At 71.9% G+C, this 13,967-nt stretch carries 14 protein-coding genes; 5 read left to right on the forward strand and 9 right to left on the reverse strand.

Going from position 1 to position 13,967, the window contains the following annotated elements:
• Window positions 1-48: 48 nt before the first annotated feature.
• Together WME89_RS51830 and WME89_RS51835 are read left to right on the forward strand one after the other, a co-directional pair.
• Entirely contained in the window at window positions 49-1,110 is a 1,062-nt protein-coding gene (locus tag WME89_RS51830) for a hypothetical protein (protein WP_438006889.1), read from the forward strand.
• Window positions 1,111-1,222: 112 nt separating this feature from the next.
• Window positions 1,223-2,479 carry a phosphatase domain-containing protein gene (locus WME89_RS51835; RefSeq protein WP_438006890.1) on the forward strand — a complete coding sequence of 419 codons (1,257 nt, stop codon included), beginning with the start codon at window positions 1,223-1,225 and terminating at the stop codon, window positions 2,477-2,479.
• 18 nt (window positions 2,480-2,497) lie between these two features.
• Here WME89_RS51835 and WME89_RS51840 read toward each other — a convergent pair whose 3' ends face one another.
• The 3 genes from WME89_RS51840 to WME89_RS51850 all read right to left on the reverse strand — a co-directional run bounded on the left by WME89_RS51840 (window position 2,498) and on the right by WME89_RS51850 (window position 5,185).
• Entirely contained in the window at window positions 2,498-3,115 is a 618-nt protein-coding gene (locus tag WME89_RS51840; protein ID WP_438006891.1) for a hypothetical protein, read from the reverse strand.
• 76 nt (window positions 3,116-3,191) lie between these two features.
• Complete coding sequence (locus WME89_RS51845; protein WP_438006892.1) at window positions 3,192-4,364, reverse strand: aminotransferase class V-fold PLP-dependent enzyme; 1,173 nt, start codon at window positions 4,362-4,364, stop codon at window positions 3,192-3,194.
• A gap of 71 nt (window positions 4,365-4,435) precedes the next feature.
• Window positions 4,436-5,185, reverse strand: coding sequence for a helix-turn-helix domain-containing protein (locus WME89_RS51850; RefSeq protein ID WP_438006893.1), 750 nt, complete (start codon window positions 5,183-5,185; stop codon window positions 4,436-4,438).
• A gap of 53 nt (window positions 5,186-5,238) precedes the next feature.
• On the opposite strand from WME89_RS51850, the gene WME89_RS51855 reads away from it, so the two are divergent.
• Complete coding sequence (locus WME89_RS51855) at window positions 5,239-6,489, forward strand: cytochrome P450 (protein WP_438006894.1); 1,251 nt, start codon at window positions 5,239-5,241, stop codon at window positions 6,487-6,489.
• A 266-nt stretch (window positions 6,490-6,755) separates the two neighbouring features.
• A complete protein-coding gene (locus WME89_RS51860) occupies window positions 6,756-7,502 on the forward strand; it encodes a hypothetical protein (protein WP_438006895.1) in 747 nt (248 codons plus the stop codon).
• A 218-nt stretch (window positions 7,503-7,720) separates the two neighbouring features.
• Here the strand turns inward: WME89_RS51860 and WME89_RS51865 are convergent, their stop codons facing one another.
• From WME89_RS51865 to WME89_RS51880, 4 genes are all read right to left on the reverse strand, one after another.
• The gene (locus tag WME89_RS51865; RefSeq protein WP_438006896.1) at window positions 7,721-8,569 is read right to left on the reverse strand and encodes a DMT family transporter; all 849 of its coding nucleotides are present in this window, start codon (window positions 8,567-8,569) and stop codon (window positions 7,721-7,723) included.
• 89 nt (window positions 8,570-8,658) lie between these two features.
• On the reverse strand, window positions 8,659-9,321 hold the full coding sequence (locus WME89_RS51870) for a glutathione S-transferase family protein (RefSeq protein ID WP_438012079.1): 663 nt from the start codon (window positions 9,319-9,321) through the stop codon (window positions 8,659-8,661).
• 91 nt (window positions 9,322-9,412) lie between these two features.
• A complete protein-coding gene (locus WME89_RS51875; protein WP_438006897.1) occupies window positions 9,413-10,282 on the reverse strand; it encodes a VOC family protein in 870 nt (289 codons plus the stop codon).
• A 188-nt stretch (window positions 10,283-10,470) separates the two neighbouring features.
• Window positions 10,471-11,268, reverse strand: a complete 798-nt coding sequence (locus WME89_RS51880; protein WP_438006898.1) for a TetR/AcrR family transcriptional regulator — start codon at window positions 11,266-11,268, stop codon at window positions 10,471-10,473.
• 85 nt (window positions 11,269-11,353) lie between these two features.
• Between WME89_RS51880 and WME89_RS51885 the strand changes: the two genes are divergently transcribed.
• A complete protein-coding gene (locus WME89_RS51885) occupies window positions 11,354-13,045 on the forward strand; it encodes an FAD-dependent monooxygenase (RefSeq protein WP_438006899.1) in 1,692 nt (563 codons plus the stop codon).
• Here WME89_RS51885 and WME89_RS51890 read toward each other — a convergent pair.
• Both WME89_RS51890 and WME89_RS51895 read right to left on the reverse strand, forming a co-directional pair.
• Window positions 13,033-13,518, reverse strand: coding sequence for an SRPBCC family protein (locus WME89_RS51890; RefSeq protein ID WP_438006900.1), 486 nt, complete (start codon window positions 13,516-13,518; stop codon window positions 13,033-13,035). The genes WME89_RS51885 and WME89_RS51890 overlap by 13 nt on opposite strands.
• Entirely contained in the window at window positions 13,515-13,865 is a 351-nt protein-coding gene (locus tag WME89_RS51895) for an ArsR/SmtB family transcription factor (protein ID WP_437306520.1), read from the reverse strand. The genes WME89_RS51890 and WME89_RS51895 overlap by 4 nt, the downstream gene beginning before the upstream one ends.
• Between the last annotated feature and the right edge of the window lie 102 nt (window positions 13,866-13,967).

A 13,967-nucleotide genomic window follows, 5' to 3' on the forward strand; every position in this document is an offset into this window, starting at 1 on the left:
GCGCTGGTCTGGGCCTGCTCCGCGCCGGGGCGTAGACTGCCAGGCACGATGGACGGTGCGGAACGCCTGCTCGCGTGGTTCGCCGGGGCCCTCGCGCGCCACCAGCCGGACGACGCGCTCTCGTTCACGGAGGCGCAGGCGCGCTTCATCTCGGTGCTGCAGGGCCTGATCGCGGTCGAGCGCGGCGGCGGGATGGTGTTCGGGATGGTCCTCTCCGGCGAGCACGTCGACGCGCTCGTGCGCGCGGCGCTCCCGGCGCTCACCGAGGCGGCGCACGCCTGGCGCGCGCACTTCGAGCGGCGCCACGGCGCGCGCGGGCGCAAGGAGGTGGCCCGCATCGCCGCCGACCTCCGCTACGCGCCGTTCCTCGACCGCGACCCCCTCCGCGCCGACCCGGCCGTCGACGCGGCGCTCGCGCAGCTCATCGACGCTTGCCTCGACCCGGGCCGCGCCGCGCCCGGCGCGGGGGGGCGGGGCGCGGCGCGCGCGGACGACCGGCACGACCGGCTCGACGACACGCTCCGCAGCGCCCTGGTGCGGGGCAGCTTCGCCTCCTCCGCGCCGCGCGCCGGCTGGTCCGTCGCGGTGAAGGCCCCCTCTCCGGACCGCCGACGCGAGGTGGCCGAGGTCGAGGCGCAGCGCGGCGAGCTCCACCCGCAGATCGAGGCGCTCTATGCCTCCATCGACGGGCTGGCCCTCCTCGACTCGGGCGCAGCGCCCTCGCGGGTGCCGTGGCCGGCGGCGCTGCCTCCGGCGGCGCTCGTCCTCCTGTCGCCGCTCGAGTGGGGGACCGTCCTCCGCAAATCGAGCTCGTCGAGCAAGAGGGGAGAGATGCAGCTCCTCACGCTCGCCCTGTTGCCGGGGCACATCGTGCATACGGAGTGCGACCACGGCGTCGAGCGCGAGCACACCGAGGCTCTGTATCTCGCCGTTCGCGTCGGAGCTGCGGAGATCTACATGACCGCTGGCGACTATTCCTCTCCAGTGCACGAGCTCGCGCCCGATCTGGTGAGCTTCCTGCGCGCGCTCGGCGGCGCGGCGCCGCGGCTCGACGGCGTCCTGGCGGCCCTGGTGGAGGTGCTCGGCGGCAGGGCGTGGAGCGCCAGGTGAGCTCCGGCCGCGCCGCCCTCGCCGCGGCCGGGCGGGGGACGGCCGGCCAGGGCGCCGGAAGATCCGTTGCCGGCCAGGGCGCCGGAAGATCCGTTATCGTCGCCGGGACGCCATGACGATCGACGCCCCCTCCGACGCGCCCATCCCGTCGGTGCTGCCGAAGCTCGACGAGATCCGGCAGCGCTTGCTCTCCCACACCGATCGGCAGGACGAGCGGCGGATCCTGGAGATCCTCGCGGGAGCGACCGCGGCGGAGCTCGACCAGCTGCTGCTCGAGCTCGACCTCCGCGCGCTGCTCGGCGACGTCGACGACCGCCTCATGGGCCCGGACAACCGCACCGCGCTGCTCGAGCTGCTGACGGCAGAGCGCCTCGGCGACCTCGGGATCCCGGCGCGGGCGGCGCTCGCCTCGGCGCTGCAGCGCGGCCGCACCGGCCGCCTCGACGAGCAGGCGCTGCGGCGCATCTGGCTCGGCACGCGCGGCGCGGACGTCACCCGGCTCAAGAACGCGCTCGACGGCCGGGGCGGCTACCACGACCTTCACCAGCTCTTCTATCACGATATCGATGATGGCGCCCTGCGCGAGGAGCTCCTCGCGCACATCGCTCGCGAGGCGGTCTCGGTCTCCGCCTCGGTCTCAAGGCGCGAGGTGAAGATCCTCTCCGACATCGACGATACGTTTTATGCGAACTGGAAGGACGCCCGGTATCCGGAGAAGACCGTCTATCCCGGCGTCCTGCAGTTCTATGCGGAGCTCGACCGCGGGCCGGGCGCGGAGCCCGGGCGGCCCGGCGACCTGACCTTCGTCACCGCCCGCCCAGGCGATCGCCTCGGCCTCGTCGAGGACGCTACCCTGAGGGCGCTGGCTGCGCGCGGCCAGCTCGCCGCGACGGTCCTCGCGGGCTCGTTCACGCGCCTGATCGGCAACCGCACGATCGCGGAGAAGAAGCTCGAGAACTTCGTCGAGTACCGGCGGCTCTATCCCGAGTACGACTTCGTCTTCGTCGGGGACAGCGGCCAGGGCGACATCCACTTTGGCCAGCGCATGCTCGAGCTCGCGCCGGAGGCGGTCAAGGCGGTCTTCATCCACGACGTCGTCGCGACGTCCGAGTACGCGCGGCTCGAGCTCGCGGTCGGCGGGGTGCGCCTGTTCGACACGTACATCGGCGCGGCGCTCGAGGCGCTCGAGCTCGGCCTCCTCGGCCCGGAGGGCGCCGTGCGCGTGGCCGAGGCGGCGATCGCGGCGTTCACCGCGATCCCGTTCCCTTCGCACGCTCACCGGCAGCCGCGTCGCCTCGAGCTGATGCTCGACGTCACGCGGCTGAACGAGGTCCTGCCGCCATCGCTGCCGATCGAGATGACCTTGTGAGCGCCGCTGGGTGAGCGATCAGGGGATGTCGAAGTACTCCTGGCAACAGCTCTGCTTCACGTCGCACAGGTCGGCGCTCTCTCCTTCGCACGTCCCGACCTCGACGCCGTCGACGATGCACGCGCACGTCGGCGCGCCCTCGGCGGGCGTCTCGCACTGCGTCTCGTACCGCTTGCCCTCGCACGTCAGCTCGCACCCGCACATCTCGCCTTCCGGACCGCCTCCGCCGGAGCACACCTGCCCGCCGCACCCGTGAAGCTCGATGCACGATTCCACTTCCTTCTGCACCCCCTCGCACGCGGGGGGCGGCTCGTCCGGACACGACGCCGCGAAGGGCAGCATGCACGTGAAGAGCGCGCCCGCCATGTCCTCGCACTCGGCGCCGAAGCGCTCGAGCTGATCCTGGCAGCGGGCGGCGCAGTCCGCCGCCCGGGTGTCGCAGTCGTTCGCGTTGAGCCGGTCGCAGAAGTCCATGCACTGCTGCTCGGCGGTCGGAGCGCTGCCCGAGCCGCCCGAGCCGCCCGGGCCGCCCGAGCCGTCAGGCTCGTTGTCCGGCTCGTCAGGACCACAGGCGGCGAGCAGGCCCATCGCGCCGATCAGCAGCGCTTTTCCGATCCCATTCAAGGATGCTTGCATCGCCCGAGGCTAGCCCGGCCCGCGCGCGACGAGAACGGCGAGCAAGAAGCAGGCGCGCGGCGAGGGAGCGCCTCTCTCAGCCCGACGCCAGGGCGGCGACGAGGCGGTCGATCTCCGACTCGTCGTTGTAGTAATGCACCGACGCGCGCACCAGATCGGGAATCCCGCGAGCCTCGAAGTCGAGCAGGGTGCCGGCGGCGGTCGATACGCTCACGTGGATGCCCTGCGCGCCGAGCCGCGCCTTGACGGCCGCGGCGTCCTCGCCGGCCCGGGTGAAGGTGACGATGCCGCAGCGCCGCGCGCCGACGTCGCGCACGGCGACGCCGGGGAGCTCGGCCAGCCGCGCGCGGAGGCGCTCGGCCAGCGCGAAGACGCGATCGCGGATCGCGGGGAGGCCCAGCCGGAGCGCGTAGTCGATGGCCGCGCCGAGACCGAGCCGGCCGGCGATATAGCTCTCCCAGCTCTCGAAGCGGCGGGCGTCGGGCCGCACCTCGTACCGGTCCGGCGCGGTCCAGCGGGCCGCGTGCAGGTCGAGGAACGGCGGCTCCAGCCGGTCGAGCAGCGCGCGCCGGACATAGAGGAAGCCGGTGCCGCGCGGCCCGCGCAGGTACTTGCGCCCCGTCGCCGACAGCATGTCGCAGCCGATCGCCTCGACGTCGACAGGCATCTGCCCCACGGACTGGCACGCATCGAGCAGGAACGGCACGCCCGCCGCCCTGGCGCGGCGGCCGATCGCCTCCGCCGGGTTGATCAAGCCGCCGTTCGTCGGGACATGCGTGATCGCGATCAGCTTGACCCGCTCGTCGAGCAGGCGATCGAGCTCGGGCAGCGAGACAGCGCCGCTCTCGTCGCTCGGGACAGGGACGATCTCGGCCCCGGTGCGCCGCGCCACCTGCAAGAACGCGATGTAGTTCGAGGCGTACTCGGCCTGCGCGGTCAGGATGCGATCGCCCGGGCCGAAGCGGAGGGAGTAAAACGCCATGTCCCAGGCGCGCGTGGCGTTCTCGACCAGCGCGATCTCGCCCGGCTCCGCGCCGATGAGCCGCGCGACCGAGCCGTAGACCGCCTCGAGCCGCGCGGCCGCCTCCGCCTGGGCCTCGTAGCCGCCGATCTCCGCCTCGCGCCGCAGGTGCTCGACCACCGTGTCGACCACCACGGCCGGGGGCAGCGAGGCCCCCGCGTTGTTGAAGTGAACGAAGCTGGCGCAGGCCGGGGTGTCGCGGCGCAGCGCGGCGATATCCATCGTCATCGAGCCCTCTTCCTCGCGAGGCCGGGCCGCTGCCGGCCGCGGCGCTGGCGCACTCTACGTGCTGGCGCACTCTACGTGAGGAGCAGCCCGCTGCGCAGCTCGGTCGGGGAGTAACCGAGCATGCGGCGGCAGGTCCGCGAGAAGTGCGCGAGATCGGCGAACCCCGCGGCGTGGGCGGCGCTCGTCGCGTCGAGGCGGGAGAACGCCACCAGCGCGACGAGGAGCCGGCGCCAGAGCTGGAACGTGCGGATCGGCACCCCCACGTCCCGCACGAACAGCGCCTGGAGGTGCGCCTCGGAGAGCCCCGCCCGCGCGACGGCGAGGCGCCGGTCCGCCGCCGGGTCGCGGAGCGCCTCGACGACGCGGGCGACGCGCCCGTCCGGGGAGCGGCGCGGCGACTCCTTCGCGAGCCAGCTCGCGAGCTCGCGCGCGAGGCCGTCGAGGACCTCGGGGCGCGACAGCGACGCGCGGTGCGCCGCCACCGCCCCGTCGAAGCGCGAGAGGAGGCCGCCGTCGACCGGACAGGCGCCGCCGCGCAGGCGCGCGTGGCCGGCGACGTGCGGCATCACCTCGGGGTCGTACAGCAGCCCGAGGGTGGGCCCAGGGCAGGAGGCGGCGTGCCACACGTCGGGGGGCACCACGACCATGCGCCCGCGCACCGCCGCGCCGCCCGGCATGGTCACGGTGACGTCGCTGTCCAGCCCGACGAGGACGGCCGCGCCGTGCTCGGCGTGGAGGGTCGACGCCATCGCCGTCGAGGCGCGGACGGCGAACGCCTCGGCGATCACGGCGCCGATCCGGGATTCGTTCAAGCGACCCACGTTGCGCGCCCCCATTCTAGCGCCGTGCCCCCGAGCGATGGAGGTCGTGAGCGATGAACCTGTTCTCGGACGAGATGCGCCGCAACCCTTACCCCGTGTACGACCAGATCCGGAGCGGCTCTCCGGTGCTCCACCATCCGCCCTCCGATTCGTGGATGATCTTCGACCACGAGGGCGTGAAGCGGGCGCTCCACGATCATGAAGCGTTCAGCTCCGTCGTGTCGCCGCCTGGCAACAGGACCTCGGAGTGGCTCATCTTCTCGGACCCGCCGCGCCACACGAAGCTGCGCGCCCTCGTCACCAGGGCCTTCACCCCGCGGGCCGTCGCGGAGCTCGAGCCGCGCATCCGCCAGCTGTCGCGCGGGCTCCTCGACCGGACGATCGAGCGAGGCGAGATGGACCTCGTCGAGGACTACGCGCTCCCGCTGCCCCTCCTCGTGATCGCCGAGATGCTCGGCGCCCCGACCGCCGACCAGCCGCGGTTCAGGCGCTGGAGCGACGCGATCCTGGACCTCAGCTACACGGTCTCGGGCAGCGAGGAGGCGACAAGGGCGCTCGCCGAGTTCGCCGTGGTGACGGCCGAGATGCAGGCCTACGTGAGGGGCCTCATCGCGCAGCGGCGGGCGGCGCCGGAGGACGATCTGCTGACCCGGCTCGTCGAGGCGGAGGTCGACGGCGAGCGGCTGAACGAGACCGAGATCCTCGGCTTCTTCCAGCTGCTCCTCGTGGCCGGCCACGAGACCACCACGAACCTGCTCGGCAACGCGATCCTTTGCTTCCTCGAGAACCCGACCGAGCTCGCGCGCCTCCGGGCCGAGCCCCACCTCCTGCCCTCGGCGGTCGAGGAGGTCCTGCGCCACCGCTCGCCGGTCCAGGCGATGTTCCGCGTGACGAGGCGCGACGTCTCGATGCGCGGCCAGGTGATCCCGGCCGGCAAGGCGGTGCTGGCCATGATCGGCTCGGCCAACCGGGATCCCCAGCAATTCCGCGACCCTGACCGCTTCGACATCGCGCGCGATCCCAACCCGCACGTCGCGTTCGGGCACGGCATCCACTTCTGTCTCGGGGCGCCGCTCTCGCGCCTCGAGGCGAGGGTCGCCCTGCCGGATCTCCTGGGCCGGCTCGAGGGCCTCGCGCTGGCGAGCGACGCGCCGTGGGAGCCGCGCCGGGCGATCCACGTGCTCGGCCCGAGCCGCCTGCCGATCCGGTTCGCGCCGGGGGAGCGACTCGGCACCTCGCCAGGCCCGTCGGGGCAGCCGCACCCGCATCCGGCGGCGACGGCCGGCGGCGCGGCGAGGCCGTAGAGCGTCCGGAGCGACTACCGACGATCGCCACGGATCGCGGCCCGCCTGGCTCTCCTGAGGCCTGCCGGTCTGATGCCTGCGGGCCTCACCCCGGGGCGACGGTGGCCTGGGCCGCGGTCAGCCGCGTGCTCGCTCGCTGGCACCGCCATTGCTGACCTTGCCGGCCGATGAGGCTGACGACGCTGATCGACGACGCTGAAGACGCCCGGAGAAAGGCAGTCCGGCAGCCGAGATCGCCGACAGGAGCGGCAGGCATGGCGGACTCCATGAATGAGCTGACCTCCGTGGAGGTCCGTGTTCCGCGCGAGATGAAGCCGGAGGAGAAGCAGCACCTCGACGGCGAGCTCCGGGGCCTCCGCCGCCAGATCTTCGAGGGGTCGCAGGAGAGCAGGAGCTTCGCCGGCCACGTCCTCCACGCCGCGGCGGGGCACGGCGCCCTCGCGCTGGAGCGGAGCGCTGGCGGCGAGATCGTCGGCTACTTCGCGATGCAGCTCGCCGAGCTCGACCTCTCCGGCGCGAAGATCGCGATCTTCCGCGGCGAGTCCGGGGCGCTCGGCGGGCACCCGAGCGATGCAGTCCTGCGGCTCGTCCTGGAGCGCCTCCTCCGGTACATGCTCGGCCGCCCGGGGCGACGCGTCTACTGCCTGTGCTCGCTGGCGCACCCGTCGAGCTACGCGCTGCTCTCGCGCTTCGTCGACATCGCCCACACGAGCCCGGCCGAGAGCGCGCTGGCGGGCGCGGGCGAGCTCGTGTCCGGCCTCGCCTCGTCGCCCGAGCTCGCGGCGAGCGAGCACGGGGGCCCGCTCGTCTTCGAGGCCGCGCGGCGGGGCAGCGAGCCCTCGGCGAGCTGCGACTTCCTGCACCTCTACGAGAACCCCGCGGTCCGGTGCTTCGTGTCGGCGCACGCCGGCCCCGCCGAGGAGCACGGGCTGCTCGCGCTCGTGCCGCTGAGCCTCGGGGGGATGATGCGCGCGGCGGCGCGCGCCGCGGGTCCGGAGGCGAGGCGCTCCTAGAGCGACAAACGGGTTGAAACCACGAGAAAGAGCAGGAATTTCACAGGGAGGCGGGGAGGCGGGGAGCGAGAGACGGCAAGAGAAAGAACTTCATTTTTTCTTCCTCCCCGCCTCCCCGCCTCCCTGTGAAAATTCTCCGGGTTTCAACGTGATCGGTGTTCTAGAGGACCGACGATGAGGTCGTGCGAGCTCCTGCGCGAGCCGCACCGGCGCGAGCGCTACCGGCGGTCGATCGAGGCGGGGGCGCCGTAGCGCGCCGCTTGCAGCGTCCGCCACGCGGTCGCGACGAGGAGGAGGGCGCCGCCCACCATGGCCCAGGCGCCAGGGCGCTCGCCGACGAAGAGGAGCGCCCACATCGGGTTGAGCACCGGCTCCACCAGCCCCAGGAGGGACGCCTCGACGGCCGGCGTGTGGCGCAGGCCTCGAGCGAAGATGGCATAGGGCAGGCCGAGCTGCACCGCGCCCAGGAACACCAGAAGGCCGATGTCCAGCGCGCCTGGCCCTGCCGCGCTGCCCAGCGCGAGCGGCACCGTTCCGACGCCCGCGAGCAGGTTACCCCAGACGAGCACCACGGAGCTCTCGTCCCGGGCCGCGCGGAGCCCCAGGATCGTCAGCGCGGAGGCGAGCCCGGACCCGAGCGCCAGGACGTTGCCCAGGAGCTGACCCGCCGAGAGCTGGTCGACGAAGAAGAGCCCGAGGCCCAGGAGGAAGACGGGAACCGCGAGCTTCTCCCCGCGAGACGGGTGCTCCTTCAGCAGCCAGGGGCTGAGCAGGAGGACGCACAGGGGAGAGGTGGACTGCAGGAAGATGGCATTGGCCGCCGTGGTCAGCTTGGTGGCCTGGACGAACAGCACCAGGGTCGCCGCCAGCGCCGCCGCCGTGGCGAGCGTGCGCTTCCCGGGGAGGCGGCGGGCGCTCGGCATCACGAGGCCCAGCACGAGCGCGGCCACCAGCGATCGGCCGCAGACGATCTGCCATGCGCTCAGCGAGCTCAGCTTGATGGCGGCTCCTCCGGTCGACCAGAGCAGCGCGGCGGTCAGGATCAGCAAGCGAGCGCGAACCACCATCGGCTGGGCTCCAGGTCTCTCGATTCGTCGTGTCCGGGCTGGCTCGCGGGACCCGTCCCGCGCTCGGGACGACCGCGCGCCTCGCGCGGCTAGCGCTTCGAGCCGGTGGCATCGAAGCGCGGGACGTCCGGGAGCTCCGGCGCTTCGAGCCCCGCGAACGGATCGCGCCAGGCATCGAGCTGCCACAGGCGCGCGTGCCAGGCCGCGACGTGCGGGTAGTCCGAAAGCGGCAGCCCGGCCAGATCCGCGAACGGGAGCACCGACGCCATGCGGAAGTCCGCATACGAGACCTCGCTCCCGACGAGCCAGTCCCTGCCGCTCAGGACCTGCTCGAGCAGCGCCGCCGCTTCGGCAAACCTAGAGAGCCCCTCCGCCACGAGGTCGTCGCGGATTGGACCGAGCCCGTAGCGCTGCTTCGTCACGCGCTCGAAGTGGACCTTGTCGCACGCGATGACGAAGTTGTGTGTGCCCCAGCTCAACCAGCGGATCATCTCCGGTTGTGCGGTGCCCGTGCGCCAGAAATCCGAGCCCGTGAGCTGCGAAAGGCGGCACGCGATCGCGTCCGTTTCCCAGAGCGACTGGTCTCCCTCGACCAGGATGGGCAGGCGCAGGTTCGGATTCAGCGCTCGAAACTTCTCCTGCTGTGACGGCTCGAGCGGAGCCGCGTGGACGAATTCAACGGGTGCATCGAGGTGCCGCGCCACGGCGACGGCGACCCGTGGATTCAAGTTTCGGCTGAAGTACAGTTTCATCGCGCGCCGAGCGGCGCGGGTCAACGCGCCGTCGGTCAACTCTCGCTGACTCATGGTACAACCATACCATGAGCTCCTACCCGGTGCGCTGCTAACCCTCCGACGCCTCGTGGAGCTCGACCGGGTTGCCGTCCGGATCTTCGATCTGGATCTGCGCGCCACCGGTGCCGCGCTCGACGTCGTTTCGGAAGGGGGTGCCGGCCGCACGGAGTCGCTCGATGAGCGCGTCGAAGTCGTCGACGTAGAGGACGACACGGCTCCAACCGCCGGCCACCTGAGCCCGGCCGTCGGGCATCGGGCGCGCGCCGGAGCTGCCGGGGCCGCTCAGGAGCAAGTGCAAGTCACCGCGCGAGACCGCCGCGAACTCCGCGCCGGCCTGCATGTCGAGCGCGAAGCCGAGGTGTTCTGTGTAGAAGCGAACGGCGCGATCGACGTCAGTGACCTGGTAGCGGGCGACTGCCGAGGTCGCAGCGGGGCCTGCCGCGGCCGAGGTCGATCCCTCCGACGCCTCGTGGAGCTCGACCGGGTTGCCGTCCGGATCCTCGATCTGGATCTGCGCGCCACCGGTGCCGCGCTCGATGTCGTTTCGGAAGGGGGTCCCGGCCGCACGGAGTCGCTCGATGAGCGCGTCGAAGTCGTCGACGTAGAGGACGACGCGGTTCCAACCGCCGGCGACCTGAGACCGGCCGTCGGGCATCGGGCGCGCGCCGGAGCTGCCGGGGCCGCTCAGGAGCAAGTGCAAGTCACCGCGCGAGACCGCCGCGAACTCCGCGCCGGCCTGCATGTCGAGCGCGAAGCCGAGGTGTTCTGTGTAGAAGCGAACGGCGCGATCGACGTCAGTGACCTGGTAGCGGGCGACCGCCGAGGCGGCAGCGGGGCCCGCCGCGGCCGAGGGCGAGCTCGTGTCGTCGGACATGCAGCCCCCGAGGGCGAGCATGACAAGCATGAGGATGATCTTCATGAGCCGAGCTTGCTGTCCGCGCGCGCCGGGGTATTGGACAAATTGGAAGCCGCGGGCCCGAGCGGCTGCGCCGCGGTCCTCCTTCACGGCGACCGCGACCCGTGAATCGAGGTTTCGGCTGAACCAAAGGTTCATGGAGCATCCGCTCCTGCCAGATGGCTCTATGCGCCGATGACGCGCCGGCGCCGCTACTTCTGCGCCCGCTTCCGGGTCGCCGCCTCGCGCCCGGAGGCGGGGTGGCGTGCGCGCGTGGGTCGCGGGGCCGGTGCGCGCCGTGCCGCGAGCCCATCGAGGAGACAGTCCAGGCCGAACGCGAACTGCGCCTCGCTGTCGAGATCTTCTGCATCCAGGACGCGCCGGGCGAACTGCGGATGCCTTCCCTCCTCGATGATCTTGCGCACGTAGGGAGCGACGGCCGCGCGCCACTGCGCCTCGCTCAGGTCCGTTCGTCGCTGCGCTTCTGCCTCGGCCAGCTCGGCGAGGACGGAGCCATGGACGAAGCTCATCACGGTCGCGAGCACGGCGCCCGCGGTGGTGATGTCCACGCCCATGCTCAGCGCCGCCTCCAGCGCGAACTCCACCTTGCGGACCGCATTCGGACCGAGCGACGGGCGGCTCGCGAGCTGCTGGGCAAGCCAGGGATGGCGGAGCATGACCTCTCGCTCCTGGCGGGCCACGAGGCCGAGATCGACGCGCCAGTCGCCGGAGGCGCCCGCCGGCACCTCGCTCTCGACGAGGACCGCGTCCACCATCAACTCGATGAGCTCGTCCTTGTTGGCCACGTAGCGGTAGAGGGACATCGCGCCGGCGTTCACCGCCTCGGCGAGGCGGCGCATGGAGAGGGCCTCGAGCCCCTCGGCGTCGGCGATCCGGATGGCCGCCGCGACGATCTCGGCCATGCGCGCGCGGCTCGGTCCTGCCGGGCGCTCTCGCATCCAGACCAGGCCGGGAATGGTCTCGCCGGTCCCGCTCGCATCTCTCGCCACGACACCCTCGTCCGTCTGGGTTGCGCCGAGGATAGTTCACGCGTACGTTGTACGCAATGCGTACGTTGTACGCACAGGAGGCGTCATGGCTCACGAACGGGAACGGGTGCCGGTCTTGGTCGTCGGAGGCGGCACGGTCGGCCTCTCGGCGGCATTGCTTCTTGCCCACCAGGGGATCCCGGCCTTGCTGGTGGAGAGACGCGCGGGGATCTCGAACCACCCGCGCGCCACGGGCCTCGGCCTGCGCTCGGTCGAGATCTTCCGCCAGGCGGGGGTCGAGCCGGCGATCGTCGCGGCCTCGACGGCCGCCCGCGTCGGGCCACGCGGGCGGTTCCGGGTCGCCAACCTGGCAGAGCTCGCCGTCGCGGAGAGCCACCTCGCCACGCAGGCCGGTCAGGACCAGCGCGCCGAGGCTGAAGCCGCGAGCCCCTGCCGGATGGGCCTCTGCGCGCAGGACGTGCTCGACCCGGTCTTGATGGACGCCGCGCTCGAGCGGGGCGCCCGGATCCGGTTCGGACACGAGCTTGTCTCGCTGGAACAGGACGAGGAGGGCGTGACGGCACGGGTGCGCGACCTCCAGGCCGACATCGCTCTGGAGATCCGGGCCGACATGGTCATCGCCGCGGACGGCACCCGGAGCCGCGTCCGGCAGCAAGTGGGGATCGGGACCGACGGGCCCGGGGCGCTGGGCGCGCCCATCGTGAACATCCTCTTCCGCGGGGATCTCGCGCCTCACCTCGGCGGCAAGGCGCTCGCGCTCTGCGAGCTCACCCGCCCGGAAGCGCCCGGGTTGCTGGTGGCCACGAGCGCGCCGGATCGCTGGCTCTGCCACGTCCCGGATGAGCCCACGCGGGATCGAGAGGAACCCCCGGCAGGGGAATGGTGCGTGGACACGATCCGGCGGGTGCTGGGCCTCGAGAGGCTCCAGGTCGAGGTGTTGAGCGCGCTCCCGTGGCAGGTCAACGCCAGGCTCGCGCGGCGGTTCCAGCAGGGCCGCGTCTTCCTCGCGGGAGACGCCGCGCACACCGTTCCGCCGCTCGGCGCCTTTGGAATGAACACGGGTATCGCGGACGCGCACAACCTGGCGTGGAAGATCGCGGCCGTCCTGCAGGGACGCGCCGGCCGAGGCCTGCTCGAGAGCTACGATGAAGAGCGCCGGGCGGTGGCGGCGTTCACCCTTTCGCAAGCCATGCTGCGCTTGAAGGATCCCGATCTCCACTGGGACCCGAGCAAGATCGCCGAGCGCGCGCGCGTGGGCGCGGCGAGCGCGATGGTCGTCCACCTGGGTTACCGCTACGCCTCGCGAGCCGTTGCCTGCCCGGTCCCCGACCTGCCTTCCCTCGAGGAGCTGGAGCGAAACCTCGATGGCGCCCCGGGAAGCCGCCTGCCGCATGCCTGGCTCGTGCGGCGCGGCGAGCGCTGCTCGACGCTGGACCTCGTCCGTGGCCGGTTCACCCTCCTCCTCGGTCGCGAGGCCCAGGCGTCGCAGGCGTGGCAGCAGGGAGCAGCTGCCGCGTCCGCGCGAACGGCGCTTCCGCTCGACGTGCATCTCCTCGGCGCGGAGGGCGATCTCCTCGACCCCGAGGGGGCGTTCGCCGCTCGGGTGGGCATTGGCAAGGAGGGAGCGCTCCTGGTCCGTCCGGATCAGTTCATTGCCTGGCGTTCACCGACCGGACCGGAGGAGCACGGGATGCAGCTCGCGCAGATCCTCGAGGTGCTTCTGGCCCGAGGAGCGCGCGTGACGGACGTCCCGCGAGGGAACCGTCACTTCGCGTAGCGCTTGTCGAGCTTTCCGAGCTGGCTGGTGAAGCCGGCTTTCTGCATCCCCGTGGTCTGCGCATCATGCATCGCGTGGAGCGTCACGGCCATGTGCGCGCCGTGCGCCAGCGGGGTGAAGAGGACATCGATGATGCTCTCGTAGGCCTCGACGCCCGGGAGAAAGTCGATGACGCTCGTGATGGTGAGCGTCTTCTGCGGCGAGAAAGCGCTGAAGCGGGCGCGCACCTCGTTGGACGTCGGCTGCCCGCCGCGCTTCATGGCCTCGATCATCTCCGGGGAGTCGGCGAGCATCGTGTAATGGAGGAGCCCGTTTTCCTTCGGCTCGAGCGCATGGACCTCGACCCGGAATCCCTCCGGACCCCACCAGGATTCAAAGCCGTCCTTGGTCGCCCAGAGCTCCCAGAGCTCGGAGACCGAGGCCGGGTAGGTGCGTTCGATGAGGATGCTGGCTTTGTTGGCTGTCGCGTTCATTCACTTCGTCCTTTCTGAGTCCCGCTCTTCCGCGCCGCTCGTTTCGCTTCGAGCGCCTCGCCGAACCGATCCAGGCGCTTCTCCCAGAGCGACCGGTAGCGCCCCACCCAGTCGTCGAGCTGTCGGAAAGGCTCCGGGCGCAGCGAATAGAGGCGCTTCGTGCCTTCCGCTCGCACCGCGACGAACCCGGCCTCCCCGAGGATCCGCAGATGGCGCGAGACGCCGGACTGCTGGATCGAGACGAGCTCGACGAGCTCACCGACCGCGCGCTCGCCGTCGAGCAGCGCCTCCACGAGGAGACGCCGCGTCGGGTCGGCCAGCACCTCGAACAACTCCGAGCTGGGCATGGATGGACTATGCACTATGGTGTATATTCACGCAAGTAAATATTGTCGCGCGACGGGGGCCCTCGGCAGCCACCCGGGACGGGCGGAGAGCCCCTGGGCGCC

The organism is Sorangium sp. So ce321 (assembly GCF_051530195.1).
In the GTDB taxonomy this organism is placed as follows: Bacteria; Myxococcota_A; Polyangia; order Polyangiales; family Polyangiaceae; genus Sorangium.

Bases quoted from the DNA above. Each gene is read 5' to 3' on its own strand.
- WME89_RS51835 (WP_438006890.1), top strand. From the start codon at position 1,223: ATGACGATCGACGCCCCCTCCGACGCGCCCATCCCGTCGGTGCTGCCG.
- WME89_RS51865 (WP_438006896.1), bottom strand. From the start codon at position 8,569: ATGGTGGTTCGCGCTCGCTTGCTGATCCTGACCGCCGCGCTGCTCTGG.
- WME89_RS51875 (WP_438006897.1), bottom strand. From the start codon at position 10,282: ATGAAGATCATCCTCATGCTTGTCATGCTCGCCCTCGGGGGCTGCATG.
- WME89_RS51855 (WP_438006894.1), top strand. From the start codon at position 5,239: ATGAACCTGTTCTCGGACGAGATGCGCCGCAACCCTTACCCCGTGTAC.
- WME89_RS51860 (WP_438006895.1), top strand. From the start codon at position 6,756: ATGAATGAGCTGACCTCCGTGGAGGTCCGTGTTCCGCGCGAGATGAAG.
- WME89_RS51895 (WP_437306520.1), bottom strand. From the start codon at position 13,865: ATGCCCAGCTCGGAGTTGTTCGAGGTGCTGGCCGACCCGACGCGGCGT.
- WME89_RS51870 (WP_438012079.1), bottom strand. From the start codon at position 9,321: ATGAAACTGTACTTCAGCCGAAACTTGAATCCACGGGTCGCCGTCGCC.
- WME89_RS51840 (WP_438006891.1), bottom strand. From the start codon at position 3,115: ATGCAAGCATCCTTGAATGGGATCGGAAAAGCGCTGCTGATCGGCGCG.
- WME89_RS51890 (WP_438006900.1), bottom strand. From the start codon at position 13,518: ATGAACGCGACAGCCAACAAAGCCAGCATCCTCATCGAACGCACCTAC.
- WME89_RS51885 (WP_438006899.1), top strand. From the start codon at position 11,354: ATGGCTCACGAACGGGAACGGGTGCCGGTCTTGGTCGTCGGAGGCGGC.
- WME89_RS51830 (WP_438006889.1), top strand. From the start codon at position 49: ATGGACGGTGCGGAACGCCTGCTCGCGTGGTTCGCCGGGGCCCTCGCG.
- WME89_RS51845 (WP_438006892.1), bottom strand. From the start codon at position 4,364: ATGACGATGGATATCGCCGCGCTGCGCCGCGACACCCCGGCCTGCGCC.